Here is a 24340-nt window from a genome sequence, read left to right as displayed (position 1 = left end):
TAGGGACATGCAACTGGATCTGGGTGGACGTCACGCGCTGGTCTGCGGCGCTTCGCAGGGCATCGGCCGCGCCAGCGCGATCGAGCTGGCCGAACTGGGTGCCAGCGTCACCCTGCTGGCGCGCTCGGGCGACCGGCTCCAGGCCGCCGCCGAAAGCCTGCCACGGACGCACGCCGGGCAGCGGCACGACTGGCACAGCGTGGACATGCTGGACACCGCCGGCCTGCAGGCCACCGCCACCGACCTCGCCGCCGGCGCCCCGGTACATATCCTGATCAACAACAGCGGCGGCCCGCCGGGCGGCCCGGCCCACAGTGCGGAGCCTGCGGCCTTCGAGGCCGCGTTCCGGCAGCACCTGCTGGCCGGCCAGGTGCTGCTGCAGGCATTGCTGCCCGGCATGCGCCAGAGCGGCTACGGCCGCATCGTCAACGTGATCTCCACCTCGGTGAAGGAACCGATCGCCGGGCTGGGCGTGTCCAACACCGTGCGCGCCGCCGTTGCCGGCTGGGCCAAGACCCTGTCCGCCGAACTGGCCGCCGACGGCATCACCGTCAACAACGTGCTGCCCGGCTACACCCGCACCCAGCGCCTCGACAGCCTGCTCGCCGCGCAGGCCGCGGCCAGCGGACGCAACGAGGACGCGATCGCCCAGGCCATGCTGGCCTCGGTGCCGGCCCGCCGCTTCGGCGAAGCCGGCGAAGTGGCCGCGGTGATCGCGTTCCTGTGCACGCCCGCCGCCGCCTACGTCAACGGCGTCAGCATCGCGGTGGACGGTGGCCGCACCCGCGCGTTGAGCTGAGCGACCCGTCGTCGTCGCCCCGTTTCCTGCCGGCGCATACGCCGGCGTCCGGTGCAATTGCGGCACGCTGGTTTTAAGCTTGCAACGATGTCCACCCCGCGCCTAGCCAATCTGATCGATGGTCGCCTGCAGGCGCCCCACCTCGATGCTTGGCTCGATGTGCACGATCCGGCGACCGGTCAGGTTTTCATGCACTGCCCCGATTCGTCGACGGCGGATGTCGCCGCGGCGGTGGACGCCGCCCGCCGCGCCGCGCCGGGATGGGCCGGTACACCGATCGAGCAGCGTGCGCACTACCTGAACCGGCTGGCCGACCTGGTCGAGGCACGGCTGGAGGAATTCGCCGCACTGGAATCGCGCGACAGCGGCAAGCCGCTGGGCCTCGCGCGCCGGCTCGACATCCCGCGCGCGGTCAGCAACCTGCGCTACTTCGCCGCCGCGATCGTCGGCTGGGGCAGCGAATCGCACGCGATGGAAGCCGGCGCCAGCGGCATCGGCGCGATCAACTACACCTTGCGCCAGCCGCTCGGCGTGGTCGGCTGCATCAGTCCGTGGAACCTGCCGCTGTACCTGTTCAGCTGGAAGATCGCGCCGGCGCTGGCCGCCGGCAGCACGGTGGTGGCCAAACCGTCGGAGGTGACGCCGTGCACCGCCGCCCTGCTCGGCGAGCTGAGCATCCAGGCCGGCTTCCCGCCCGGCGTGCTGAACATCGTGCAGGGCCGCGGCCCTAGCGTGGGCGAGGCGATCGTGGAACACCCGGCGGTGAAGGCGGTCTCCTTCACCGGCAGCACGGCCACCGGCGCACGGATCGCCGCCATCGCGGCTGCGCAGTTCAAGAAAGTCTCGCTGGAGATGGGCGGCAAGAACCCGGCGATCGTGTTCGCCGATGCCGAGCTGTCCGACGCAAACCTGGACACCATCGTGCGCTCGGGCTTCGCCAACCAGGGCGAGATTTGCCTGTGCGGCTCGCGCCTGCTGGTGCAGCGCTCGATCTACGACGCCTTTCGCCAGCGCTACCTGGCGCGCGTGCAGGCACTGCGCGTGGGCGATCCGAACGACGCCGGCAGCGACCTCGGCGCGATGGTCTCGCAGGCGCACTACGACAAGGTGCTCGGCTGCATCGAACAGGCCCGCGCCGAAGGCGGCCGCGTGCTCTGCGGTGGCGGCGCGCTCAGCCTGCCCGGCCGCTGCGCCGGCGGCTGGTTCATCGCGCCGACCGTGTTCGAAGGCCTGCCGTCCGCGGCGCCGACCAACCAGCAGGAGATCTTCGGCCCGGTGGTCAGCCTGATCCCGTTCGAGGACGAAGCCGAGGCGCTGGCGATCGCCAACGACAGCCGCTACGGCCTGGCCGCCTCGCTGTGGACGCAGGACCTCGCGCGTGCGCACCGGCTCGCCGCCCTGCTCGAATTCGGCATCGTCTGGATCAACTGCTGGCTGCTGCGCGACCTGCGCACGCCGTTCGGCGGAGTCAAGCAATCCGGGCTTGGTCGCGAGGGCGGCAGCGAAGCGCTGCACTTTTTCACCGAACCGAAAAACATCTGCCTTGCCTACGCTGCGACCCCGCCGCAGCGCTAGGACACGCTGGCGCGAACCCATGGAGTCCTGATGAATTCACTGAAAGATCTGCTTGCCAACAACCGCCGCTGGGCCGCCCAGGTCACCGCGCAGGACCCGACCTTTTTCGAACAACTCTCGCAGCAGCAGGCGCCGCGTTACCTGTGGATCGGCTGCTCGGATTCACGCGTGCCGGCCACGCAGATCGTCGACCTGCCGCCGGGCGAGATCTTCGTGCACCGCAACGTCGCCAACGTGGTGGTGCACACCGACCTCAACGCGCTCAGCACCATCCAGTTCGCGGTCGACGTGCTCAAGGTGAAGCACATCCTGGTGGTCGGCCACTACGGCTGCGGCGGCGTCGGTGCGGTGCTGAAGGAAAGCCGCCTCGGCCTGATCGATAACTGGCTCAGGCATATCACCGACATCGCCATGAAGCACGCCGACAAGCTCGACCCGGCGCAATCGTTCGCGATTCGGCATGCACACCTGTGCGAACTCAACGCGCTGGAACAGGCGCTCAACGTATGCCACACCACGGTGGTGCGCGAGGCGTGGGAGCGTGGCCAGCAGCTGGCCGTGCATGCGTGGATCTATGGCCTCGACAATGGGCATATCCACGACCTGGGCCTGGACGTGCGCAGCCGCGAACAATTGCCTGAGGCCTACCAGCAGGCAGTGATCGAACTCACTCGCCGCTGGGAAGGCGCCGCGTGAGCAGCGACAGCATCCGCACCGACGCCGCCCCTGCGCCGGTCGGCGCCTACCCGCACGCGCGGCGCGTCGGCAACCTGCTGTTCCTGTCCGGCGTCGGCCCGCGCCAACCCGGCAGCAATGCGATTCCCGGCAACGTGCACGACGCGGACGGCCGCCTGGCCGGCTACGACATCGAGGCGCAGTGCCGGCAGGTGTTCGCCAACGTGCGCGCCGTGCTCGAAGCCAGCGGCGCACGCTGGGAGGACCTGGTCGACGTCACCGTGTTCCTTACCGACATGCAGCGCGACTTCGCCGCCTACAACCGTCTCTACGCCGAGTATTTCGCCGGCGTCGACGCCTGCCGCACCACGGTGGGCATCGACGCCCTGCCCACGCCGATCGCGATCGAGCTGAAGTGCATCGCCGCCTTGCCGGCGCCGCCGCACTGAGCCCTGCAAGCGGCACGCGAACCAGCTGCACATGAAAAACCCCGCCGGATGGCTCCGGCGGGGTTCCGGGCTGCTACGACCGCATCAACCCGCCGTCGACGCAGGCGCCGGTGCTGCGTCTGCAGCCGCCTTGTGGCTCTTGTGATGATGGGACTTGTGGTGCGACTTGTGGTGCATGGCCGTTTTCGGCGCGGCGTCCGCTGCAGCAGCGGGAGCCGCCGCCGGGGCTGCCTGCGCCGCCGGAGCAGCTGCCTGCGGGGCAGCAGCGGCCTGGGCCAGCACGGAACCGGAAAGCACAACGCCCGCCACGAGCAGGGCAGCGGTCAGAAGTTTACGCATCATGATGTCGAGCCTCGGACAATGAAGGTATCGCGGACCCGGCCGGAACCCGGCAACTCGGGCGGCGCGACGAACCGACGATGCGACGGCGAGGGAATACCAGGGCTGAATGGAACACGGACTTTCCCGCGCGACAGGCGCACGGGATCTTGACTTTCACGGCAGCCGATCGTGCCCGCAATTCCTTGCGCTCATGCCAGGCAGAGCTGCAGCATCCGGCCGATCAGCTCCTGCACCTCGGGCGCTTTCGCCTCGTCGTACGCGAAGCTCGCTTCGTCCATGTAATTGAGCTGGGCCAGTTCCAGCTGCACGGCCTGCACGCCGGTCGCGGGCGTGCCGTAGTGGCGCGTGATGTAGCCGCCCTTGAAGCGGCCGTTGACGGCAAAATCGAAGCGCGACTGCGACGCCAGGCAGGCTTGCAACCGATCCTGCAGCGCGGGGGTGCAGCTGGCCCCAGCCGCCGTGCCGAGGTTGAAGTCCGGCAACCGACCTTCGAACAGCATGGGCACCCGGCTGCGGATCGAATGCCCTTCCCACAACACCGCGCGGCCATGCTCGGCGCACAGCCGTGCAAGTTCCTGCGCGATGGCCTGATGGTAGGGTTGCCAGCAATCGTTTATGCGCCGTTGGATTTCGGCGGCATCCGGCTCGGCGCCGTCCCGGTACAGGGGTTTACCATCGAAACCAATCAAGGGAACCAGGCCAGTCTCGCGCTGCCCGGGATACAACGCATGGCCGTCGGCGGGACGATTCAGGTCGACGACGTAGCGCGACGCCCGCGGCTTCAGCACGCTGGCGCCCAACGCTTCGGCCAACGGCTGGTACAGCCGACCGACATGCCAGTCGGTGTCCGGCGCACGGCGCGCCGCCGAGTGCATCCGTGCGGCGATATCGTCGGGAATGAAGCTGCCGTCGTGCGGCAGGCTGATCAACAACGGTGCGCGACCGCGCTGCAGGGTGAATGGGGCCATCGGCGCATTGTACCCAGTCCGCCCGCCGGGCCGGCAGGCGCTTGCCTGCCGGAGCATACGCCGGCACGCTAGCCCCGGATCATCCACGGGGGGTTGCATATGCCGGCCAGAGCGCTGTTCCGATTGATTCCCGTCCGCAACCAGCCCATGCTGGCGCACCTCGTCAACACGCAGCGCCCGGAATGGCTCACCCTGCACGGTGAACGCCTCCCGTACACGACCAGCACGACCCTGTGCCGCGTCACCACGCCCTGCGTCGTCGACGCGCACTATGCCGACGAAGACGGGAGCGCGATCGCCGCCGACCGCTACGCCTTCATGCAGGACGACACCGTGAGCAAGCTGTGAGGCCCGGCCACTACCGGCTGCGCGCATGGGACATCCGCCGCAGAACCCTGTCCGAGCAGGTCATCACGACCAACGAACGTCAAGCCATCAGGAAAACCCAATGACGTTCCTTGCGTGGCACATCGGGGAAACCTAGTCTGGATTCGGATAACGCATCGCAGGTGAAAAATCATGCATCAGCGCCCGTCTGCCGCCACATGGATCCTGCTGGCACTTGCAATCGCCTGCACCGGAGCTCACGCCGCGCAAAAAGAAGCGCCGCCGAATCTGTTCGATCAACTGCAGTCGTTGAGCGGAGAACTGGCCCGGTACGATTACCTCATCGCGACAACGCCCCAGCTGACCGGCAACGACCAGTCGCTCGCCCAGCAGATGCTGGCCTTCAGCGAAAACGAGCTGGGGCTTTACAGCGAGGCGGTTCGCGATTTCCCGCTGCGCAACGAACTGCCAAAAGGATTGACCGCACCGCAAGCCGATCGCTGGCAGGCGGTGGACGGGGTCGATGCCATCGCCGCGCTGGCCCGCAACCGGCGCCTGGTGATGGTGAACGAGGCCCATCACGACGGTCATACCCGCGAGCTGACCCTGATGCTGCTGCCGCGCCTGCGTGCGGAAGGCTACACGCACTTCGCCGCCGAAGCCCTCGACCGTCGGGATGTTCCACTCATGAAACGCGGCTACCCGGTGACCAGCAGCGGCAGCGAATACCTCCACGAGCCGTTGTACGGCGACATCGTGCGCGAGGCCATCCGGCTGGGCTACGTCATCGTTCCCTATGAAGCGGTCGATGCCACGCCGCAGGGCCGCGAGGACGGCCAGGCCAGGAACCTGTACGAGCAGGTCTTTGCCCACAACCCCGAGGCGAAGCTCTTCGTGCACGCCGGTTATGCCCACATCGACAAGCAGCGCGGCCGGATCGGCTCGACCAGGCCGATGGCGATGCAATTGAGCAAGCTCAGCGGCCTCGATCCCCTGTCGGTCGACCAGACCGACGTCCGGGAAGAAAATCCGGAGAATGAAGCCTTGGCGTACCACGCGTTCCGGCACGCCTTGCGGAAATACGAGACGCTCACGCAAACGGCCAGGCAATCACTGAACTCCAATGGCCCCGGTGACCTGCCGGCACGCCCGGTGACCGGTATTTACACCCGGATCGTCGCCACGTTCCACCCCAGCGGACCGATCGCGCTTCTGCGGACCGCCGACCACACCCCATGGAGTGCCAGGCCCGGCGCATACGACCTCAACATCATTCTGCCGCCGGCCAACCCGGTGCCTTCCGATTACACGCAAGGCCCGCTCTGGCTGTCGATCGACGGCGAGAAGCGCGCCGTGCTGCCGCCTGCCAACAACGGCCACCGGCCCGACTGGCTCTCGCTCGGCGGCCAGCGCGTCGCCGTGCCCGTCGACAGCGAGTCCTGCGAGCAGAAATTTCCGTGTCTGGTCGAGGCGCATTACGCCACGGAATCCGCCAACGCCATTGCCGCCGACCGCTATCTCTTCCTGCGCCATGCGAAAAATGTACTTTACCTGCGCCCCGGCACCTACCGGTTACGCAGCATCGGCGCCGACGGGCGGACCATGAACGAACACACCATAGCGGTCGCGACTCCCTGACTCGATCCGCCTTGCGGCCGCCAACAGCGCGCCTACCCGCTTGCACCCTGCTGGCGGCGGCGTCTCGATTGACCCGGATGGTGGTCTGGTCTGCGCCATCGGTTCCACGCCCGGCGATTTCGCCCGCTCGTTGTCGGTTGCGGCCTCGGGCGCCAATGACGCGGCAACTCGGAAGATCGTCGCGGGCAGGTTGTTCCCGGAGAGTTTCCTCGTTGGGCCGCCGCGGCAAGGCCATCGTGCAACCCTGGTCTGCCAGGGTTCTGTCGTGGCACCGCGTGTCTTCAAACATGTCCGGGACGTCCAGGCGGCAAGAGCTTGCCGTCCGCGGCGGTACTCCCTGGCTCTTCCGGGACATCGCGCCAACCCCGTCCAGGCACGGCCCCGATCCGTCCGCTTTCCTGCGCGTTGCGCAGACGCTTGCCACAAAAGAATTACACGCGTAGTCTTCGTTTTGAACTACACATGTAATCCAATGGCGGGACGCTCATGCCGGACAAACCCATTGCCATCAGCGAAGCCGAGAGCCGGGTCATGGAGCTGCTGTGGCAGCAGGCTCCGCGAACCTCCGAGGAGATCGTCGCCGCACTGCTGCAACCCACCGGCTGGCACGAGAAAACCATCCGCACCCTGCTCAGCCGCCTGCTCGGCAAGGGCGCGGTAGCTGCCGAGCGGGATGGCCGGCGCTACCTCTATTCGCCCACGCTGACCCGCGGGCAATGGCAATCGCAGGAAAGCCGCAGTCTGCTCGATCGTGTGTTCGGCGGTCGGCTTTCGCCGCTGCTGGTGCATTTCAGTGCCCACGAGAAACTGGGCGCGAAGGACATTGCCGAACTGCGCAAGCTGCTCGACGCCATCGAGAAGAAGGACCGTTGACATGGATGCCGCCGCGCTGCGCTCCTTGCTGCTGGTGACCGCGGCGATTTTCCTGGTGCTGCTGGTGCGACGCCCGCTGCGCCGCGGCTTCGGCGCGGGACCGGCCTTCACGCTGTGGCTGTTGCCGCCGTTGATGGCAACGCTACCCTGGATACCGACACTGCCAGCCCCTCTGCTGACGTTGCCGAGCATCGAGGTGCTGTCCGGCAACCTCGCCATGGCCGTCGCTCCGGCCCACCACGGCTCGCGAGGGATCTGGCTGGCGTCGGCGTGGTTGCCTGGCGTGCTGTTCTGCCTGCTGCGTCTGGTCGTGCAGTACCTGAAACTTCATCGGCACAGCCGTCCGCTACCGGAGGCATGGCAGCCGGCCTTGCGGTCGGCAATGGACACGCTCGACCCGCACCGCCTGCGTCTGCATCCGGCCGGTCCGGCCGTGCTATGGGCGCCACGCAGCCTGTTGCTGCTGCCGCCAGATTTCATGCAGCGTTTCGGCGCCACCGAGCGTCGGCTGGTATTGCGTCACGAACTGACCCACCTGCGTCGCGGCGATGCGCTGTGGAACCTGCTGGCCGAGCTGGCCGGCGCGCTGTTGTGGTTCCATCCGCTGATGTGGCTGGCGCTGCCGCGTTTCCGGCTCGATCAGGAGCTGGCCTGCGACGAACGCGTGCTGCGCCACTCGCCGCAGGATGAAGCGGGCTACGCGCAAACCTTGCTGCACAGCGCCGGCATGTCCCCCGCACCGGCGCTGATTCCCTGGCTCGCCGAGCCACAACTCAAGGAGCGACTCACCATGATCCAGCGTCATCGTCCCGGCGCCCTGCGCCGTCGCATCGGTTGTCTTGCACTCGCCACGCTGATGGCAGGCGGCGTATTCGTGGTCCAGGCCAGCACTGGGCCATCGTCCGATCGGCAAGCCGAATCGGACCTGACCTACAACGCAAAACTCCAGCCCCGCTACCCGGCTCCGGCGATCAAGAACAACGAGCAAGGCACGGTACTGCTCACGGTCCAGGTCCATGCCGACGGTACGGTGGGCACCATCGCCTACGACCCTAAGCACAGCACCACCACGTCTGCTGACCTGATCGCCGCCGCCAGTGATGCGGCAAGGCAATGGCACTTCAATCCGCAGATGAAGGACGGGAAGCCGGTCGATGGCTATGCGCGTGTGCCGGTCAAATTCGACCTGACGCCACTTCCGGACGGAGCCAACAAGGATTGAGTTGAGAAACTGAATTTAAAATGCAAAAAAGCGTATTGATTTGCATATGAATTATTGAATTGATAACCTCGGCACGCCCCACGCCGAGGTTGTCTCGTGAGTCCGCAGCCCGTCGCCCGATTTCCCTTGTCGTTAGCGCTGCCGCAGGTCGCACGCTGGGTGCTGCTTTTCTCTGCGATCGCCTTGCTGGCTGCGTGCGCCAGCAGTCCGCAACGGCGCCAGCCCACTTACAAAGCCTCGCACTCGGCACTGGCCGAGCTGCCGCCGCGCGCACCTTCGGCCGCCAGCGCTGGGGAAGCGAACGACATCCTGTTCCGCGCGATCGGCCTGGTCGGCACGCCGTATCGCTGGGGCGGCAACACGCCCGCCGGCGGCTTCGACTGCAGCGGCCTGGTCGACTACATCTACCGCACCGCTGCCGGCATCAAGCTGCCGCGCACCTCGCACGACATGGCCTCGATGGACGCCCACAAGGTGCGCAAGATGACCCAGCTGGCCAGCGGCGACCTGGTGTTCTTCGACATCGGCGGCGCGATCAGCCATGTCGGCGTGTACGTCGGCAAGGGCCGCTTCGTGCACGCGCCGAACAGCGGCGGCACGGTGCGGCTGGACGACATCGACGGGCCGTACTGGGGCGGCCATTTCGCCTATGGGAAGCGGGTGCTGGATTGAGGGTGGTGCGGGGAGCGCCCTTCCAGAATCTTCCGAAACAGCGAAGCAGGCAGCGGATAGATCGAGGCACGGACCGGCACCCTCATCCCAACCTTCTCCCGGTTGGAGAAGGGGCGAACGAATAACGGCGCCCGAGGGCGCCGTTATCGCGTTGGCTTCATTGAAGCGGGGTCAGTGCTCCGCACTGCCCGGCGCATGGGCGTGGCCGTGGGCGATCTCTTCCTCGGTGGCGTCGCGCACTTCACCGATGGCCACGTCGAAATGCAGGGTCTTGCCGGCCATCGGGTGGTTCAGGTCCACGTCGATCGCGCTCATGCCGACCTTGTGTACGGTCACCGCGCGCTGGCCGCCCTGCTTCAGCTGCAGCACGGTCGTCATGCCCGGCTTGAGCCGGTTCGCCTGCGGGAAGTATTTCTTCGACATGCGCTGGATCTGGCCCTCCTGGCGTTCGCCGTAAGCGTCGGCCGGTGCCACGTCCACGCTCAGCGTCTCGCCGGACGCATGCCCTTCCAGCGCCGTTTCCAGGCCCGGGATCAGTTGGCCGTGCCCCAGCAGGATCCACAACTGCTCGTCGCGATCGTGCGAGCTCTCAACCTTTTCGCCATCCGCCGTCAGCGTGTAGTGGAGTGCGATGACCTTGTCCTTGCCAGCCTTCATTGCCTGTCTCGTCGATGGGATCAAACGGCGGATTCTAGCAGTAGCCCGGCGACGCTAGGACTCGCGGTGACCGAAGCCTACCCCGCGCGCCTCCGGTCCCAGCCACAGCAGCAAGGTCAGCAGCAGCGCCACCAAGACCATCCACAGCGCCATCGCGAACGCGAAATCGCCGCCATGGCGCTGCGCCAGCCAGGTCTGCGCGGTGGCGGTGACCGCCGCCAGCAGGTTGCCCATCTGGTAGGCAAACCCGGGCAAGGTGCCGCGCAGCGCGGCCGGCGACAGCTCGTTCAGATGGCTCGGCACCACGCCCCAGGCGCCCTGCACCATCACCTGGATCAGGAACGCGCCCACCCCCAGCAGGATCAGCGAGCCGCCGTACATCCACAGCGGAATCACCGGTATCGCCAGCAGCGCGGCGATCATCATCGCCTTGCGCCGACCGATCCGCTCCGACAGCGCGCCGAAATACAGACCGCCCGCCAGCGCGCCGAGATTGAGCAGCGCCACCAGCACGAAGGCCGTGGCCGAGCCGGTAGGCAGGTGCAGGTTCACCTCCTCGAAGGTGTGGTACATGTCCTGCGAGCCGTGGCTGAACATGTTGAACGCCATCATCAGCAGCATCAGGTAAATCGCCAGCTTCCAGTGCCCGCGCATGGCCTCCCGCAGGCCGGGCCGCTTCGCCGCCCGCGCGCCCTCCTGCCATACCGCCGACTCCGGCACCTTGCGGCGGATGTACAGCACCAGCAGCGCCGGCAGCGCGCCGACCACGAACAGGCCGCGCCAGCCGATGTGGTCGACCAGCAACCAGTTCGCCAGCGCGGCGAGAAAGAAGCCGCACGGGTAGCCGCTTTGCAGCAGGCCCGACACCGCGCCGCGCGCCTTCGCCGGGATCGACTCCATCGCCAGCGACGCGCCGATGCCCCATTCGCCACCCATCGCGACGCCGAACAGGAAACGCAGCACCAGTAACGCGGTCAGCGACGAGGCAAACGCCGTGGCGAATTCGAACAACGAGAACAGGATCACGTCGAGCATCAGGATCGGCCGCCGCCCGAAACGATCGGCCAGGCGCCCGAACAGCAGCGCGCCCAGTGGCCGTGCCGCCAGGGTCAGGAACAGCGCGTAGGTGATCTGCGCCGTACCCACGTCGAACTCCTTCGCCACCGTGACGATGACGAAGGTCAGCAGGAAATAGTCGAACGCATCCAGTGTCCAGCCCAGGAAACTGGCCAGCACCGTGTGCCGCTGGACAGTATCGAGTTCACGCAAGGGTGCAAGCAGCGACATCGGTCTCTCCTCGAACGGGACCTCACGCACGGGGCGTGCCGGCGACGATGGTACTCGTGCACCCGATGGCCTAGGCTGGTCACCACCGAACAGCGGAGCCCGGATGTGGATCGCCACGGCCGCCAGCGCATCGCCCAGCTGTACGACAACTCTCTGCAGCGCGGCTACGTCCGGAGCAAACTGGCCGGCGACCCGGTCTACGCGGCCACCGCCGCGCTGGTGGCCGGCACGGCGATGCCGCTGCTCGACATCGGCTGCGGCATCGGCCTGCTCGGGCTGTACCTGCACGCACGGGACCATGCCCAGCCTTACCTCGGACTGGATCACGATGCGCGCAAGATCGCCGCCGGGCAACGGGCCGCGCAGCGTGCCGGACTCGGCGCCTCGATCAGCCTGCGTCATGCCGACGTGGCCGAACTGCCGCCGATGCACGGCCACGTCGCGCTGCTCGACGTACTGCACTACCTGCCCGCCGAACGCCAGCCCGTCCTGCTGCGGGAAGCCGCCCGGCACCTGGCGCCCGATGGCTGCCTGATCATCCGCAACGTGCTGCGCGAACCGACCTGGCGCTTCCATGCCACCCGCGTCGAGGAGTTTTTCCTGCGCGTTTCGGGCTGGATTCCCGGCGGTGCGCAGCACTATCCGAGTGCCGGCGAAGTGCGCGCGCCACTGGAAGACGCCGAGCTCGAGGTGCGCATCGAACCGCTGCGCGGGCACACGCCGTTCAACAGCTACCTGATCGTGGCGCAACCGCACCGCTGAGATGATCGCGATGCGCCGTTCAGCTTGATGTCCCGCCAGCGCACGCGGCGGCGAAGGATCGGCTATACTCGTTCCTGCACTCGTCCTCACGCGTGCTGCGACACACCGTCGCCCCTTCCCCTTAGTCTGCAACACGGTATGAACACTCCGGGTTGCTCAGGAGTGTTCCATGTCTTTCGATTCGCTGGGCCTTGCGCCCGCGTTGCTGCGTGCGCTTGCCGATTACGGCTACACCCAGCCCACCCCGATCCAGGCCGCCGCGATTCCGCCCGCACTGGAAGGCCACGACCTGCTCGCCGCCGCCCAGACCGGTACCGGCAAGACCGCCGCATTCGCGCTGCCGCTGCTGCAGAAACTGTCGACCAGCGGCCAGACCATGACCCGCCGCCCGCGCGCGTTGATCCTCACTCCCACCCGCGAGCTGGCCGCGCAGATCCACGAGAACATGCGCGACTACGGCAAGCACATCCACGTCAGCGCCACCACCATCTTCGGCGGCGTCGGCATGGGCCCGCAGATCAACGCACTGCGTCGCGGTGTCGACATCGTCATCGCCACCCCCGGCCGGCTGATGGACCACATGCAGCAGCGCACGCTGGACCTGTCGGCGGTGGAAACGCTGGTGCTGGACGAAGCCGACCGCATGCTCGACATGGGCTTCCTGCCGGCACTGAAGCGCATCCTGCAGTCGGTGCCGAAGAAGCGCCAGACCCTGCTGTTCTCGGCCACCTTCGCGCCGGCGATCAAGACGCTGGCGATGGAGTTCATGCACAACCCGCGCGAGATCTCGGTCTCGGCGCCGAACACCGTGACCACCCTGGTCAGCCATCAGGTGCATCCCGTGGACGCCTCGCGCAAGCGCGACCTGCTGCTGCACGTGCTGTCGCAAGACAGCCGCCGCCAGAGCCTGGTGTTCAGCCGCACCAAGCACGGCGCCGACAAACTGGTCACCTTCCTCAATGCCTCCGGCCTGCGCAGCGCCGCGATCCACGGCAACAAGAGCCAGAACGCGCGCACCCGTGCACTCAGCGACTTCAAGAGCGGCCGCGTCACCGTGCTGGTGGCCACCGACATCGCCGCGCGCGGCATCGACATCGAGCAGTTGCCGATCGTGATCAACTTCGACCTGCCCTCGGTGGCCGAGGATTACGTGCACCGCATCGGCCGCACCGGTCGCGCCGGCATGGAAGGCCTCGCGCTGTCGCTGGTCAGCCACGACGAGTCCGGGCTGCTGTTCGACATCCGCAAGCTGCTGAAACAGGACATCGCGATCACCCCGGTGGCCGGTTACGAGCCGTCCGCCCCGCTGCGGCTGGATGCCGGCGCGCCGCGTCCGAAGCAGGGCGGCGGCGGTCAGCGGCAACAGCAACGCGCACCGCGGCAAGGCAAGCCCGCCGGCGCGGCGCGGCCGAACGGCTATGCGCCGCAGGGCCGCGGCGAGCACGCCGCCGGCAACCAGCGCCGTCGCTCGAACCATCGTCCGGCCGCCAAGGCCTGAGCGATGGCTTGAATGACACCGAACGTGGCGGCCTGATGGTCGCCACGTTCGTCTCGAGCGTCCGGAAATTCAGGACAACCCCAGCGCCGCTGCGTGGTGGCGCAGGTGATCGTCGATGAAGCTGGTGATGAACCAGTAGCTGTGGTCGTAGCCGGCATGCCGGCGCAGCAGCAGCGGCTGCCCCGCCTCGGCGCAGGCCTGGTCGAACAGCTCGGGTTTCAGCTGCGTCTCGAGGAAGCCGTCGGCTTCGCCCTGGTCGATCAGGATGCTGCCGGGAAAGGTCTGCCGCCGCACCAGCTCGCAGGCGTCGTGGTCGGCCCACGCCGCCGGATCGTCGCCGAGATAGCGCGGCAAGGCCTTGCGCCCCCACGGCACCTGGCTGGGCGCCACGATCGGCGCGAACGCCGACACCGAGCGGTAGCGCTGCGGATGCTTCAGGGCCAGGGTCAGCGCGCCATGACCGCCCATCGAGTGGCCGCAGATGCCGCTCAGCGCGGCATCCACCGGGAACTGCGCGCCGATCAACGCGGGCAATTCGTCCACCACGTAACTCGCCATGCGGAAGCGCGCCGACCACGGTGCCTCGGTGGCGTCGAGGTAGAAACCCGCACCCTCGCCGAACTCCCAGTCGCCGGTGGCGCCGTCGATGCCGGTGCCGCGCGGGCTGGTATCGGGCATCACCAGCGCCAGGCCCAGTTCGGCAGCCAGCCGCTGCGCACCGGCCTTGATCGTGGCGGTTTCCTCGGTGCAGGTCAGTCCGGCCAGGAAATACAGCACCGGGCACAACTGCCGGCCGGCCTGCGGCGGCTGGTAGACGGCGAAACGCATGGCGCCGGCGCAGGCTTCCGAGTGGTGGCGGTAGAAGCCCTGGATGCCGCCGTGGCAGCGCTGTTCGGAGATCGTTTCGAGCATGCCCATCGTGGTCTTCGCTCCGCTGGCAAAGGCAACGCGGAGCATAACCGCGCGGCCGGCCCTTTCGCGTTCAGCCAGAATCGCCACGCGCATCCGAGGACACTGGTAGAATGGCCGACCCGCGCGCCGCAACCCCGGCGCTGCCTTCCCGAGGTTCCCCCATGTCGTCCCCCGCTCCCGACCACACCCCGGTGTCGTCCGGCTTCGGCGCACTCGCGCTGCACCCCGACGTCCAGCGCGTGCTGGCCGACGTCGGCTACGAGTCGCCCTCGCCGATCCAGGCCGCCACCATTCCGCCGCTGCTGGAAGGCCGCGACGTGCTCGGCCAGGCGCAGACCGGCACCGGCAAGACCGCCGCGTTCGCGCTGCCGATCCTGTCGCGCATCGAGCGCAGGCCCGGCAAGCCGCAGGCGCTGGTGCTGGCGCCCACGCGCGAGCTGGCGATCCAGGTGGCCGAGGCGTTCCAGACCTACGCCGCGCACGTTCCCGGCTTCCAGGTGCTGCCGATCTACGGTGGCCAGAGCTACGGCCCGCAGCTGCATTCGCTCAAGCGCGGCGTGCACGTCGTGGTCGGCACCCCGGGCCGCGTGATCGACCATCTGGACAAGGGCACGCTGGATCTCTCGGAGCTGAAATTCCTGGTGCTCGACGAAGCCGACGAGATGCTGCGCATGGGCTTCATCGACGACGTCGAGAAAGTGCTGCAGGCCACCCCGCCCGGGCGCCAGGTCGCGCTGTTCTCGGCGACCATGCCGGCGCCGATCCGCAAGATCGCGCAGCGACACCTGAAGGAGCCGGTCGAGGTCACCATCAAGTCCTCGACCACCACCGCGGCGAACATCCACCAGCGCTACTGGTTCGTCAGCGGCATGCACAAGCTCGATGCATTGACCCGCATCCTGGAGGCCGAGCCGTTCGACGCGATGATCATCTTCGCGCGCACCAAGCAGGCCACCGAGGAGCTGGCCGAGAAGCTGCAGGCGCGCGGCCTGGCCGCCGCCGCGATCAACGGCGACATCGCCCAGGCGCAGCGCGAGCGGGTGATCCAGCAGCTGAAGGACGGCAAGCTCGACATCCTGGTCGCCACCGACGTGGCAGCGCGCGGCCTCGACGTGGAGCGGATCAGCCACGTGCTGAACTACGACATCCCGTACGACACCGAAAGCTACGTGCACCGCATCGGCCGCACCGGCCGCGCCGGGCGCAGCGGCGAGGCGATCCTGTTCGTCAGCCCGCGCGAGCGCGGCATGCTGCACGCGATCGAGCGCGCCACCCGGCAGCCGATCGAGCAGATGCAGCTGCCGTCGGTCGAGGTGGTCAACGACGTGCGCATCGGCAAGTTCAAGCAGCGCATCAGCGACATGCTGGCGCAGGGCGAGCTGGAGCAGTTCCAGCAGCTGATCGAGCAGTACGAGCAGGAACACAACGTGCCGGCGGTCGAGATCGCCGCCGCGCTGGCGCGGATCGCCCAGGGCGACCAACCGCTGCTGCTGACGCCGCCGCCCAAGCGCGAGAAGTACGAGCCGGCCGCGCGCGAACACAAGCCGCGCGAGCGCGAAGGCACGCCCGCACGGGTCCCACGCGAACACAAGCCGCGTACGCACGAGCCGCGCCCGCAGGAGGGTGCGCCGCCGCGCGAGTCCGCCCAGCGCCCGCTGCGCGCGCACGCCACCGAGCAGGGCAAGCGCACCTATCGCATCGAGGTCGGCCACGAGCACGGCGTGAAGCCGGGCAACATCATCGGCGCGATCGCCAACGAGGCCGGCCTGGACAGCCAGTACATCGGCCGCCTCAGCATCCGCGACCACTACAGCCTGATCGACCTGCCCGACGGCATGCCGAAGGAAGTGTTCGAGCACCTGAAGAAGGTGTGGGTGGTGCAGCAGCAGCTGCGCATCCACGAGTGGGACGGCAACGACGCCGGCACCGGCGCGCCGCCGGCGCACAAGCCGGGCGGCTTCAGGAAACCCGCCGGCGTCAAGCCGCGGCCCGGCGCCGGCAAGCCACCGCGGCGCAAGTAGCCGCCACTCGATGAGCCGCGGCGCGGCCCCGTAAGATCGGCACCATCGCCGCCGCCGTGAAGCCGTCGCATGCCCACCCCCACCGTCGAACATCACCCATCCCGCGGCGCCGAGCCGCGGCTCGATGGGCTGGCTCCGGCCGCCCTGCCGCACCTGCAGGCGGCGGCCCATGCGATCCGCGACGGTGCCGAAGCGGTCGCGCGCCAGGCGCTGGATGCGGCGCTCGCGCTCGCCCCGGCGCATCCGGAACTGCTGCGCATGCTCGGCCTGCTGCACGCCCGCGCACAACGCCATGCCGAAGCCTGCGCGGCCCTGCAGCAGGCCGTGGCGCAATGGCCGGACTACGCGCTGGCGCACGCCGACCTGGGCAACGCGCAGCTCGCTGCCGGCGAGGCGGACGCGGCCTTTGCCAGCTGGCGGCGCGCCTGCGCGCTGGCGCCGCACGCGCCGATGCCGTGGTTCAATCTCGGCCGCAACCTGCAACTGCACGGCGACACCGCCGCAGCGATCGAGGCGCTTGAGCAGGCCCACGCGCTGGCACCGGAGTTCCTGCCGGCACTCATCCTGCTCGGCGACGCGCTGGTACACACCGGCCGCTTCGACGATGCGGCTGCCCGCTACCGTGCCGCGCTGGCGCTGCACCCGGCCTGCGGCGACGCCTGGCGCGGGCTGGCGAACATCAAGACGCGACCGCTGCCGGACGCCGACCGCGAACGCCTGACGGCCGCGCTGCGCCTGCCCGGGCTGAACCCCGCCGACCGTATCGCGATGGGCTTCGCGCTGGGCAAGGTGTGCGAGGACCAGCAGCGTTACGAGCAGGCCTTCGCCGCCCTGGACCAGGCCAATGCCGCACTGCGCCAGCTCCATCCATGGAACGCCGCCGCGTTCCGGGCGCATGCCGATGCCCTGTTTGCCGCTTCAAGCGGGCTGCCGACGGCGAGGGATCCGGCCCTGGGCCATGAGGCGATCTTCATCGTCGGCCTGCCGCGCTCCGGCTCCACCTTGTTCGAGCAGATCCTCGCCGCCCATCCCGAGGTCGAAGGCGCCAGCGAGCTGCCGGACCTGGAACAGGTGCTCGGCGAGGAATCCGCCCGCCGCCGCCAGCCGCTGCTGCAGTGGTTCGCCACGGCAACGGGCGACGACTGGCAGCGGCTGGGCCGACGCTACCTGGAACGCACCGCACGCTGGCGAGCGCACAAGCCGCGGCACACCGACAAGCTGCCGTCGAACTGGCTGCTGGCCGGCGTGCTGGGCGCGATGCTGCCGGGCGCGCGCATCGTCGACGCGCGGCGCGATGCGCTGGAAGCCGGCTGGTCCTGCTACAAGCAGCAGTTCTACCGGCTGCCGCATTTCGCCTGCACGCTGACCGACATTGCCGCCTACCTGCGCGACTACCAGCGGATCATGGACGCGTGGCAGGCGGCCGAGCCGCAGCGCATCCGCCTCCAGCGCTACGAGGCGCTGCTGGCCGAGCCCGAGCGCGAGATCCGTGCGCTGCTGGCATTCTGCGGCCTGCCGTTCGACCCGGCCTGCCTCGCCTACCACCAGGCCAGCCGCAGCGTGCGCACGGCCAGCGCCGCGCAGGTACGCCAGCCGCTGCAACGCGACACGGCACGCGCCGACCGCTACGGCGCCCGGCTCGACCCGCTGCGCCTGGGCCTCGGCCTGCCGATGCTCGGCCGCTAGGAGCCCACGCCGGTCGTTCACGCAGGCAACGCAGCGTTCGCCAAACGCGTGCACTCCACCGACGATCACCTGCTGCCGCCGTTCGTGGCACGCGGCGCCGCCGCTGCGAACGCCCCCTTCGCAACGGATCGACGCCGGCATCGACATGGGTTTCCTGGCCTTGGACATCTATCGGCTTGCAGGATAAGCGGCGGTCCGCCATCTGGCGCCGGATGACTTCTTCACGAAAAATTCCCGTCGAAGCGCTATGACTCCGCTGTTCCACCAGGGAGTCCGGGGGTGCGCGGTGCCGACGTCGCGTGATGGTGGAACGGTTGTCGGATCCCCGTCGTGCCTGGCCACAAAAGCTGCGCAACGCCAGTCGCACGCGCCGATCCTTTCCCATGCCGTTACCTCGTGGAGGGGAACCCATGTCATCACGAAACTTGACCGGCCTGAGCATCGCGCTGGGCGCCGTTTTCGGTCTGGCGGCAAGCCACCAGGCCTTCGCCGAAAACGCGGCGCCGAAGGTGGAAGTGACGCCTGCCGTGAAGCACGACACCTTGCGCTCCCTGCGCGGCACCATGCCGCGCCCGGAAGATTTCTCGAAGAGTCCACGCATTCATCCGCTGCATCCGCTGCCACCGCTGGCTCCGGGCAGCCAGACCGACGGCGCCGTGCAGCACACCGTCACCGGGGCGTTTGCGCCCGCGCTGGGCGCCGGCTTCGAAGGCGTCGGCCAGGGCTTCAGCGGCCCGCAGGGCACCTTCACCGTCAACAGCGCGCCGCCGGATACGAATGGCGCCGTGGGCGCGACCCAGTACCTGCAGATCGTCAACACCGGCTTCGCGGTGTTCGACAAAGCCAGCAAGGCGGTGATCTACGGTCCGGTGCCGAGCAACACCCTATGGTCCGGCTTTGGCGGCCCCTGTGAGGCCGACAACGACGGCGACGCCGTGGTGGTCTACGACAAGGCCGCCAACCGCTGGGTCGTCTCGCAATTCGCCGTCAGCGCCACGCCGTACTACCAGTGCGTGGCCGTGTCGGCCACCAGTGACGCCACCGGCGCGTACTACCGCTACGCCTTCTCCTACGGCAGCGTCTTTCCCGACTATCCAAAGATGGGCGTCTGGCCGGACGGCTATTACGAAACCTTCAACATGTTCACCAATACCTTCCAGGGCGCCAAGTTGTGCGCCTATGACCGCACTGCGATGTTGAGCGGCCAGGCGGCGACCCAGCAGTGCTTCCAGCTGTCCACCAGCTACGGCGGCGTGCTGCCGGCGGACCTCGACGGCGCCACCGCGCCGCCGGCCGGCGCGCCGAACTACATGCTGAACTTCACCAGCAACTCGCTGAACCTGTGGAAATTCCATGTGGACTGGGCGAACAGCGCCAACACCACGCTGAGCGGTCCGATCAACATCCCGGTGGCCGCCTTCGCCACCGCCTGCCGCGGCGGCAGCTGCATTCCGCAGTACGGCACGCGGCAAAAGCTGGACTCGCTGGGCGATCGCCTGATGTTCCGCCTGGCCTACCGCAATTTCGGCGACCACGAGTCGCTGGTGGTCAACCATTCGGTGCAGGTCGGCGCCAAGCACAACAACCCCTACACCGGGGTGCGCTGGTACGAGATCCGCAGCCCGGGCACCACGCCGGTGGTCTACCAGCAGTCCACCTTCTCGCCGGACACCAGTTATCGCTGGATGGGCTCGGTGGCGATGGACAAGCAGGGAAACATGGCGCTGGGCTACAGCGTATCCAGCAGCGCGCTGCACCCGGCGATCCGCTACACCGGGCGGCTGAGCACCGACGCGCTAAGCACCATGCAAGCCGAGAACAGCATCATCGAGGGCCAGGGCTCGCAAAGCGGCAACAACCTGTCGCGCTGGGGCGACTACAGCGCGATGACGGTCGATCCGGTCGACGACTGCACGTTCTGGTACACCACCGAGTACCTGAAGAGCACCGGCTCGTTCAACTGGAACACGCGCCTTGCGTCGTTCAAGTTCCCGGGCTGCCAATAACCGGCTCCGGGTATCCAGCATGCCCGTCACCCATCGCGGTGGCGGGCAGCTCCCTCCTGCTGTTTCGGACGCGGCAGCGCGCTCAGGCGCTCTGCGGCAGCGGCGGTTCGCCGGCGTCGAACGGGTCGAGCCAGTCCTCCGGCGTCAGCACCGGCAGGCCATGGGCGAGGCGTGCCTTGTCGCACTGCGGGCTGATCGTGCCGAACTCCCACGACGGCTGCACCTCGCGGCACACCGACGGCCGCTGCGGGTAGATGCCGCAATGCGCCGCCTCGCCCACCGTGCCCTGCAACGCCACGCAGCGCGGTTGCGCGGCGTTGGTGCCGCGCATCGCCAAGCGGTGCGGGTCGAGCTTCTCGGTCAGTTCCGGCGGTACGTTGCCGCCGAGGAAGGCTTCCGCTTCCGACCAGTGGAACGCCACGCGAAAGTACGCGCAGCAGGCACCACAACGCAGGCAGGGATGTTGCATCGAATCGACCGTGGGCGCCCCGAGGCGCGCAGGAGGCAGATTCTAGTGCAGCGGACGTCCGGTGCGCAGCAGGGAAGCAAGCGCTACCCCTCCCTGCCCTCCCCTGCCGAGCAGGGGAGGAGATTCCGAAAGCCGGCAACCGCTGCGCGGCTGCCGGCTTGGTTACTCATGGCTCGCCGGCGAAGGTGTTGCAGCGGGCGATGTCGCCGCTGCCGAAGCCGGCCTTGAACCACTTCACCCGCTGCGCCGAGGTGCCGTGGGTGAACGTATCTGGCCGCACCCGGCCCTGCGCCTGCTGCTGCAGGGCGTCGTCGCCGATGTGGCTGGCCGCGTTGAGCGCCGATTCGATGTCGCCCGGCTGCAGCCAGTTCAGCTCCTGCTGGCTGTGGTTCGCCCACACGCCGGCATAGCAATCCGCCTGCAGTTCCTGCCGCACCGACAGGCCATCGGCGCCATCCATCGGCGCGCCGCGGCGACGCGCCTCGTCGACCTTGTCGAACACGCCGGTCAGTTTCTGCACGTGATGGCCGACCTCGTGCGCGATCACGTAGGCGCGGGCGAAGTCGCCGGAGGAATGCAGTTCGTCCTGCAGTTGCTGGAAGAACGTCAGGTCCAGGTACACCTTCTGGTCGCCCGGGCAATAGAACGGGCCCACCGCCGTGGTGGCGCCGCCGCAGGCCGTGTTCACGCCACCGCTGAACAGGTGCAGCTTGGGCTCGACATAGGTGGCACCGTGCGCCTGGAAGATCGCGCCCCAGCTCTGCTCGGTGGAATGCAGGATCGCGCTGACGAAGGCCTGCTGCTCGGGATCGACCTGGACCGGCTGCCCGGTCTGTGTCGGTGCGCCCGGCGGGGTGCCGCTCTGGTCCAGCAGTGCCAGCGGATTCTTGAAGAAGATCCAGCCCAGCAGCGCCAGCACGATCAGGCCGCCCAGGCCCATGCGGCCACCGCCACCGAAACGCGGGCCACCGCCGCCACCGTTGTCGACCTCGACATTGCTGCTGCTGCCGCCTTTTCGCCAATCCATAGGAATCCCTTGCTGACCGATGCACGCGCCCCGACGCCGCGTGGCGACGATAGCGCGTCGACCGGGATCACGCCACGGCATGCGCTGCCGCTAAAGTAGGTGACCTTTTGTGAGGATTTCAGCATGACCCACCTGCCCGCCCTGGTCACCCTGCTCACCGTGCTGCTGCTGTTCGGCACCATGTGGGCCGTCGGCCACGCCCGCGGCAAGTACGGGATCAAGGCACCGGCCACCAGCGGCGACCCCGCATTCGAGCGCGCCTATCGGGTGCAGATGAATACGCTGGAGAGCACGGTGATGTTCCTGCCCACGCTGTGGCTGGCGGCGAACTACGGCTTCAGCGGCTGGGCCGGCGTGGCGGGGCTGGTCTGGATCGTCGGCCGCGTGTGGTACGCGCTGACCTACCTGAAGGATCCCGCCAAACGCGGCCCCGGCTATATGGTCGGCATGCTCGGCTGGGCCGCGCTGCTGGTGCTGGCCTGCGTCGGCGTGGGCCGCGCGATGCTAGTCTGAGCCCGCGGCCCGCAGGCCGCGGGCAATCCTGGCGGCCGACCGGCTTGCGCGGCCGGCCTGCAAACCACTAGCTTGGGCTCGCGCCGTTCCCTGCCACAGGCCATGGTCACCGCATGCAGATCAGCAGCACCGAGGTCTCGCCCCTGTCGCCTCCGGATTCGCCACCCCCACCGCATGCCGGCCGCACCGCGCCCGGCCTGCGCGCCAGCGTGGGCATCATCGTCGTCTACTTCGCACTGCAGTTCGCCGTCAGCTTCCTGTTCGGGGCGGCGATCGCGGCGACGGCGGCTTTGCGCAACAACGGCGCGGGCATCGAGACGGCGATCCGCACCACGCTGGCGCAACCGGCGATGCAGGCGCTGCTGGCGATCCTCTCGCTCGGCGTGGCCGCGCCGCTGACCCTGTGGCTGATGCGCCGCAGCTGGCCGGCGCTGTGGCCGCAGGCGCAGCCGCCGGGGTTCGGCTTCGTGCCTCCGCGCCAGCCCCTGTTCTTCGCGCTGGCGGTGCTGGTCGGACTGGCCGCGCCGTTCCTCGGTGCGCTGTTGACCGAGTGGCTGGCCCACGGCCACACGGTGACCCAGGACATCCAGCAGATCGGCGGCAACACCCCGCTGGGGCTGCGCATTCCGCTGGTGCTGGTGGTGGTGTGCGTGGGGCCGCTGGTGGAAGAGCTGCTGTTCCGCGGCGTGCTGCTGTCGGCCTTGATGAAGCGCGTGCATGTCGGCTGGGCGGTGGCCGGCAGCTCGCTGCTGTTTGCGCTGGTGCACCTGCCGGGGCTGGACTACCAGTGGTACGCGCTGCCGAACCTGCTTCTGCTGGCGCTGCTGCTGGCCGGATTGCGGCTGCGTTCGGGCTCGATCTGGCCGGCGGTGCTGGCGCATGGCGTCAACAACCTGCTGGCCGTCGCCGTCTGGTTCGTGGCGATCAACCCGCCGGGCTGATTCCGCCGCGGCGCAGGAGTCGCGCGGTCTCGAACAGCGGCAGGCCCATGACCCCGGAATAGCTGCCGTCGAGATGCTCGACCATCGCCGCGCCGCGGCCCTGGATCGCATACGCGCCGGCCTTGCCGAACGGCTCGCCGGTGGCGACGTAGGCGGCGATCGCCGGCTCGTCCAGCGTGGCGAAGCGCACCTGCGACACGCACACCTCGCACCGCTCGCCGCCGCTGCCGACCAGCCACACCGCCGAGACCACCGCATGCGTGCGGCCCGACAGCCGGCGCAGCATCGCCGCCGCGTCGGCGGCGTCGCGCGGCTTGCCGAACACTTCGTCGTCGTCCAGCACCACCTCGGTGTCCGCGCCGAGCACGAGCGCGTCGCCAGCGTGCGCCAGCGCGGCGAGGCCGGCGCGCGCCTTGTCGCGCGCCACCCGGCTCACGTAGTCGTGCGGCGATTCGCCCGGCGCACGCTGCTCGGGCACGTCGACGTCGAGCACGACGAAGTCCGCGCCGAGCTGCTCCAGCAACTGGTGCCGGCGCGGCGACTGCGAGGCGAGATAAAGCCTCGGGCTCACAGCGTCAGGCTGTATTCGCAGAACTGGTAGTCGCGCTGCCAGCCCAGCGCTTCGTACAGCGCCTGCGCCGGGGCATTGTCCAGTGCGGTGGACAACGAAAGGCTGGCCGCGCCCAGGGCGTGCGCATGTTCCGCCGCCGCCTTCAGCAACCCAGCTCCCACACCTTGCCGCCGCGCCGTCGCCGCCACGAACAGATCGTTGAGCAGCCAGGTGCGTACGGTGCGCACCGAGGAGAACAGCGGATACAGCTGGGTGAAGCCGAGCGCGGCGCCGTGCTCGTCCAGCGCCAGCAGCACCAGCGATTCGTGCTGGCGCAAGCGCTCCGCCAGGAAATCCCGCGCCCGTGCCAGGTCTGCCGGCTGGCCGTAGAACTGGCGGTAGCCGTCGAACAGCGGCGCCAACGTGTCGAGGTCGAGGATGGTGGCTTGGCGGATGTGGAAGGACATGGTG

At 68.5% G+C, this 24340-nt stretch carries 25 protein-coding genes; 16 read left to right on the top strand and 9 right to left on the bottom strand.

What is annotated here, in order from left to right; all coding sequences use genetic code 11:
- Nucleotides 1–7: 7 nt before the first annotated feature.
- The 4 genes from R2APBS1_RS05735 to R2APBS1_RS05720 all read left to right on the top strand — a co-directional run bounded on the left by R2APBS1_RS05735 (nt 8) and on the right by R2APBS1_RS05720 (nt 3498).
- A complete protein-coding gene (locus tag R2APBS1_RS05735) occupies nt 8–799 on the top strand; it encodes an SDR family NAD(P)-dependent oxidoreductase (RefSeq protein WP_015447197.1) in 792 nt (263 codons plus the stop codon).
- Nucleotides 800–886: 87 nt separating this feature from the next.
- Nucleotides 887–2374, top strand: coding sequence for an aldehyde dehydrogenase (locus R2APBS1_RS05730; RefSeq protein WP_027484792.1), 1488 nt, complete (start codon nt 887–889; stop codon nt 2372–2374).
- Nucleotides 2375–2404: 30 nt separating this feature from the next.
- A complete protein-coding gene (gene can / locus R2APBS1_RS05725; RefSeq protein WP_015447195.1) occupies nt 2405–3070 on the top strand; it encodes a carbonate dehydratase in 666 nt (221 codons plus the stop codon).
- Nucleotides 3067–3498, top strand: a complete 432-nt coding sequence (locus R2APBS1_RS05720) for a RidA family protein (RefSeq protein ID WP_015447194.1) — start codon at nt 3067–3069, stop codon at nt 3496–3498. Before can ends, R2APBS1_RS05720 begins: the two co-directional genes overlap by 4 nt.
- Nucleotides 3499–3582: 84 nt before the next feature.
- Here the strand turns inward: R2APBS1_RS05720 and R2APBS1_RS19535 are convergent, their stop codons facing one another.
- Nucleotides 3583–3840, bottom strand: a complete 258-nt coding sequence (locus tag R2APBS1_RS19535) for a hypothetical protein (protein WP_155950211.1) — start codon at nt 3838–3840, stop codon at nt 3583–3585.
- A 188-nt stretch (nt 3841–4028) separates the two neighbouring features.
- A complete protein-coding gene (gene hutG / locus R2APBS1_RS05715) occupies nt 4029–4808 on the bottom strand; it encodes an N-formylglutamate deformylase (protein ID WP_015447193.1) in 780 nt (259 codons plus the stop codon).
- A 99-nt stretch (nt 4809–4907) separates the two neighbouring features.
- Here hutG and R2APBS1_RS05710 point away from each other — a divergent pair, with 99 nt between their 5' ends.
- The 5 genes from R2APBS1_RS05710 (at nt 4908) to R2APBS1_RS05690 (ending at nt 9540) form a co-directional block, all read left to right on the top strand.
- Nucleotides 4908–5156 carry a hypothetical protein gene (locus R2APBS1_RS05710; RefSeq protein ID WP_015447192.1) on the top strand — a complete coding sequence of 83 codons (249 nt, stop codon included), beginning with the start codon at nt 4908–4910 and terminating at the stop codon, nt 5154–5156.
- Between the two features lie 171 nt (nt 5157–5327).
- Nucleotides 5328–6773 (top strand): hypothetical protein, encoded by a 1446-nt coding sequence (locus tag R2APBS1_RS05705; protein WP_015447191.1) that lies wholly within the window; start codon nt 5328–5330, stop codon nt 6771–6773.
- A 486-nt stretch (nt 6774–7259) separates the two neighbouring features.
- Nucleotides 7260–7646 carry a BlaI/MecI/CopY family transcriptional regulator gene (locus R2APBS1_RS05700; protein ID WP_015447190.1) on the top strand — a complete coding sequence of 129 codons (387 nt, stop codon included), beginning with the start codon at nt 7260–7262 and terminating at the stop codon, nt 7644–7646.
- Nucleotides 7597–8868 carry a M56 family metallopeptidase gene (locus R2APBS1_RS05695; protein WP_235645812.1) on the top strand — a complete coding sequence of 424 codons (1272 nt, stop codon included), beginning with the start codon at nt 7597–7599 and terminating at the stop codon, nt 8866–8868. Before R2APBS1_RS05700 ends, R2APBS1_RS05695 begins: the two co-directional genes overlap by 50 nt.
- Before the next feature lie 96 nt (nt 8869–8964).
- Nucleotides 8965–9540 carry a C40 family peptidase gene (locus tag R2APBS1_RS05690; RefSeq protein WP_015447188.1) on the top strand — a complete coding sequence of 192 codons (576 nt, stop codon included), beginning with the start codon at nt 8965–8967 and terminating at the stop codon, nt 9538–9540.
- Nucleotides 9541–9711: 171 nt separating this feature from the next.
- Here R2APBS1_RS05690 and R2APBS1_RS05685 read toward each other — a convergent pair whose 3' ends face one another.
- Nucleotides 9712–10197, bottom strand: coding sequence for an FKBP-type peptidyl-prolyl cis-trans isomerase (locus tag R2APBS1_RS05685; RefSeq protein ID WP_015447187.1), 486 nt, complete (start codon nt 10195–10197; stop codon nt 9712–9714).
- 54 nt (nt 10198–10251) lie between these two features.
- On the bottom strand, nt 10252–11484 hold the full coding sequence (locus tag R2APBS1_RS05680; RefSeq protein ID WP_015447186.1) for an MFS transporter: 1233 nt from the start codon (nt 11482–11484) through the stop codon (nt 10252–10254).
- Between the two features lie 105 nt (nt 11485–11589).
- Here R2APBS1_RS05680 and R2APBS1_RS05675 point away from each other — a divergent pair, with 105 nt between their 5' ends.
- Together R2APBS1_RS05675 and R2APBS1_RS05670 are read left to right on the top strand one after the other, a co-directional pair.
- Nucleotides 11590–12246 (top strand): class I SAM-dependent methyltransferase, encoded by a 657-nt coding sequence (locus tag R2APBS1_RS05675; protein WP_007510449.1) that lies wholly within the window; start codon nt 11590–11592, stop codon nt 12244–12246.
- Nucleotides 12247–12415: 169 nt separating this feature from the next.
- On the top strand, nt 12416–13744 hold the full coding sequence (locus R2APBS1_RS05670) for a DEAD/DEAH box helicase (RefSeq protein ID WP_007510447.1): 1329 nt from the start codon (nt 12416–12418) through the stop codon (nt 13742–13744).
- A gap of 69 nt (nt 13745–13813) precedes the next feature.
- Here the strand turns inward: R2APBS1_RS05670 and fghA are convergent, their stop codons facing one another.
- A complete protein-coding gene (gene fghA / locus R2APBS1_RS05665; protein ID WP_007510445.1) occupies nt 13814–14662 on the bottom strand; it encodes an S-formylglutathione hydrolase in 849 nt (282 codons plus the stop codon).
- 155 nt (nt 14663–14817) lie between these two features.
- On the opposite strand from fghA, the gene R2APBS1_RS05660 reads away from it, so the two are divergent.
- From R2APBS1_RS05660 to R2APBS1_RS05650, 3 genes are all read left to right on the top strand, one after another.
- The gene (locus R2APBS1_RS05660) at nt 14818–16677 is read left to right on the top strand and encodes a DEAD/DEAH box helicase (protein ID WP_015447185.1); all 1860 of its coding nucleotides are present in this window, start codon (nt 14818–14820) and stop codon (nt 16675–16677) included.
- Between the two features lie 69 nt (nt 16678–16746).
- Nucleotides 16747–18363 carry a tetratricopeptide repeat-containing sulfotransferase family protein gene (locus R2APBS1_RS05655; RefSeq protein WP_015447184.1) on the top strand — a complete coding sequence of 539 codons (1617 nt, stop codon included), beginning with the start codon at nt 16747–16749 and terminating at the stop codon, nt 18361–18363.
- Between the two features lie 410 nt (nt 18364–18773).
- Complete coding sequence (locus tag R2APBS1_RS05650; RefSeq protein ID WP_015447183.1) at nt 18774–20369, top strand: hypothetical protein; 1596 nt, start codon at nt 18774–18776, stop codon at nt 20367–20369.
- Nucleotides 20370–20451: 82 nt separating this feature from the next.
- Here the strand turns inward: R2APBS1_RS05650 and R2APBS1_RS05645 are convergent, their stop codons facing one another.
- Both R2APBS1_RS05645 and ypfJ read right to left on the bottom strand, forming a co-directional pair.
- A complete protein-coding gene (locus R2APBS1_RS05645; protein ID WP_015447182.1) occupies nt 20452–20838 on the bottom strand; it encodes a YkgJ family cysteine cluster protein in 387 nt (128 codons plus the stop codon).
- Nucleotides 20839–21004: 166 nt separating this feature from the next.
- Nucleotides 21005–21865 carry a KPN_02809 family neutral zinc metallopeptidase gene (gene ypfJ, locus R2APBS1_RS05640; RefSeq protein ID WP_015447181.1) on the bottom strand — a complete coding sequence of 287 codons (861 nt, stop codon included), beginning with the start codon at nt 21863–21865 and terminating at the stop codon, nt 21005–21007.
- A gap of 123 nt (nt 21866–21988) precedes the next feature.
- Here ypfJ and R2APBS1_RS05635 point away from each other — a divergent pair, with 123 nt between their 5' ends.
- Together R2APBS1_RS05635 and R2APBS1_RS05630 are read left to right on the top strand one after the other, a co-directional pair.
- Nucleotides 21989–22378: an MAPEG family protein gene (locus tag R2APBS1_RS05635; RefSeq protein WP_015447180.1), complete on the top strand. Its 390-nt coding sequence runs from the start codon at nt 21989–21991 to the stop codon at nt 22376–22378.
- Between the two features lie 113 nt (nt 22379–22491).
- Nucleotides 22492–23319 (top strand): CPBP family intramembrane glutamic endopeptidase, encoded by an 828-nt coding sequence (locus R2APBS1_RS05630; RefSeq protein WP_015447179.1) that lies wholly within the window; start codon nt 22492–22494, stop codon nt 23317–23319.
- Here the strand turns inward: R2APBS1_RS05630 and R2APBS1_RS05625 are convergent.
- Together R2APBS1_RS05625 and R2APBS1_RS05620 are read right to left on the bottom strand one after the other, a co-directional pair.
- Nucleotides 23303–23890: a Maf family protein gene (locus tag R2APBS1_RS05625; protein WP_015447178.1), complete on the bottom strand. Its 588-nt coding sequence runs from the start codon at nt 23888–23890 to the stop codon at nt 23303–23305. The genes R2APBS1_RS05630 and R2APBS1_RS05625 overlap by 17 nt on opposite strands.
- Nucleotides 23887–24336 (bottom strand): GNAT family N-acetyltransferase, encoded by a 450-nt coding sequence (locus R2APBS1_RS05620; RefSeq protein WP_015447177.1) that lies wholly within the window; start codon nt 24334–24336, stop codon nt 23887–23889. Before R2APBS1_RS05620 ends, R2APBS1_RS05625 begins: the two co-directional genes overlap by 4 nt.
- Nucleotides 24337–24340: the final 4 nt, after the last annotated feature.

This window comes from Rhodanobacter denitrificans (genome assembly GCF_000230695.2).
In the GTDB taxonomy this organism is placed as follows: domain Bacteria; phylum Pseudomonadota; class Gammaproteobacteria; order Xanthomonadales; family Rhodanobacteraceae; genus Rhodanobacter; species Rhodanobacter denitrificans.
The sequence above is the reverse complement of the archived record's forward strand: the minus strand, read 5'-3'. Positions and strand labels throughout refer to the sequence as shown.

What these genes read in the sequence shown, in the direction of transcription:
- R2APBS1_RS05735 (WP_015447197.1), top strand. Translation starts at nt 8, where the DNA reads ATGCAACTGGATCTGGGTGGACGTCACGCGCTGGTCTGCGGCGCTTCG.
- R2APBS1_RS05730 (WP_027484792.1), top strand. Translation starts at nt 887, where the DNA reads ATGTCCACCCCGCGCCTAGCCAATCTGATCGATGGTCGCCTGCAGGCG.
- can (WP_015447195.1), top strand. Translation starts at nt 2,405, where the DNA reads ATGAATTCACTGAAAGATCTGCTTGCCAACAACCGCCGCTGGGCCGCC.
- R2APBS1_RS19535 (WP_155950211.1), bottom strand. Translation starts at nt 3,840, where the DNA reads ATGATGCGTAAACTTCTGACCGCTGCCCTGCTCGTGGCGGGCGTTGTG.
- hutG (WP_015447193.1), bottom strand. Translation starts at nt 4,808, where the DNA reads ATGGCCCCATTCACCCTGCAGCGCGGTCGCGCACCGTTGTTGATCAGC.
- R2APBS1_RS05710 (WP_015447192.1), top strand. Translation starts at nt 4,908, where the DNA reads ATGCCGGCCAGAGCGCTGTTCCGATTGATTCCCGTCCGCAACCAGCCC.
- R2APBS1_RS05705 (WP_015447191.1), top strand. Translation starts at nt 5,328, where the DNA reads ATGCATCAGCGCCCGTCTGCCGCCACATGGATCCTGCTGGCACTTGCA.
- R2APBS1_RS05700 (WP_015447190.1), top strand. Translation starts at nt 7,260, where the DNA reads ATGCCGGACAAACCCATTGCCATCAGCGAAGCCGAGAGCCGGGTCATG.
- R2APBS1_RS05685 (WP_015447187.1), bottom strand. Translation starts at nt 10,197, where the DNA reads ATGAAGGCTGGCAAGGACAAGGTCATCGCACTCCACTACACGCTGACG.
- R2APBS1_RS05680 (WP_015447186.1), bottom strand. Translation starts at nt 11,484, where the DNA reads ATGTCGCTGCTTGCACCCTTGCGTGAACTCGATACTGTCCAGCGGCAC.
- R2APBS1_RS05670 (WP_007510447.1), top strand. Translation starts at nt 12,416, where the DNA reads ATGTCTTTCGATTCGCTGGGCCTTGCGCCCGCGTTGCTGCGTGCGCTT.
- fghA (WP_007510445.1), bottom strand. Translation starts at nt 14,662, where the DNA reads ATGGGCATGCTCGAAACGATCTCCGAACAGCGCTGCCACGGCGGCATC.
- R2APBS1_RS05660 (WP_015447185.1), top strand. Translation starts at nt 14,818, where the DNA reads ATGTCGTCCCCCGCTCCCGACCACACCCCGGTGTCGTCCGGCTTCGGC.
- R2APBS1_RS05655 (WP_015447184.1), top strand. Translation starts at nt 16,747, where the DNA reads ATGCCCACCCCCACCGTCGAACATCACCCATCCCGCGGCGCCGAGCCG.
- R2APBS1_RS05650 (WP_015447183.1), top strand. Translation starts at nt 18,774, where the DNA reads ATGTCATCACGAAACTTGACCGGCCTGAGCATCGCGCTGGGCGCCGTT.
- R2APBS1_RS05645 (WP_015447182.1), bottom strand. Translation starts at nt 20,838, where the DNA reads ATGCAACATCCCTGCCTGCGTTGTGGTGCCTGCTGCGCGTACTTTCGC.
- ypfJ (WP_015447181.1), bottom strand. Translation starts at nt 21,865, where the DNA reads ATGGATTGGCGAAAAGGCGGCAGCAGCAGCAATGTCGAGGTCGACAAC.
- R2APBS1_RS05635 (WP_015447180.1), top strand. Translation starts at nt 21,989, where the DNA reads ATGACCCACCTGCCCGCCCTGGTCACCCTGCTCACCGTGCTGCTGCTG.
- R2APBS1_RS05630 (WP_015447179.1), top strand. Translation starts at nt 22,492, where the DNA reads ATGCAGATCAGCAGCACCGAGGTCTCGCCCCTGTCGCCTCCGGATTCG.
- R2APBS1_RS05620 (WP_015447177.1), bottom strand. Translation starts at nt 24,336, where the DNA reads ATGTCCTTCCACATCCGCCAAGCCACCATCCTCGACCTCGACACGTTG.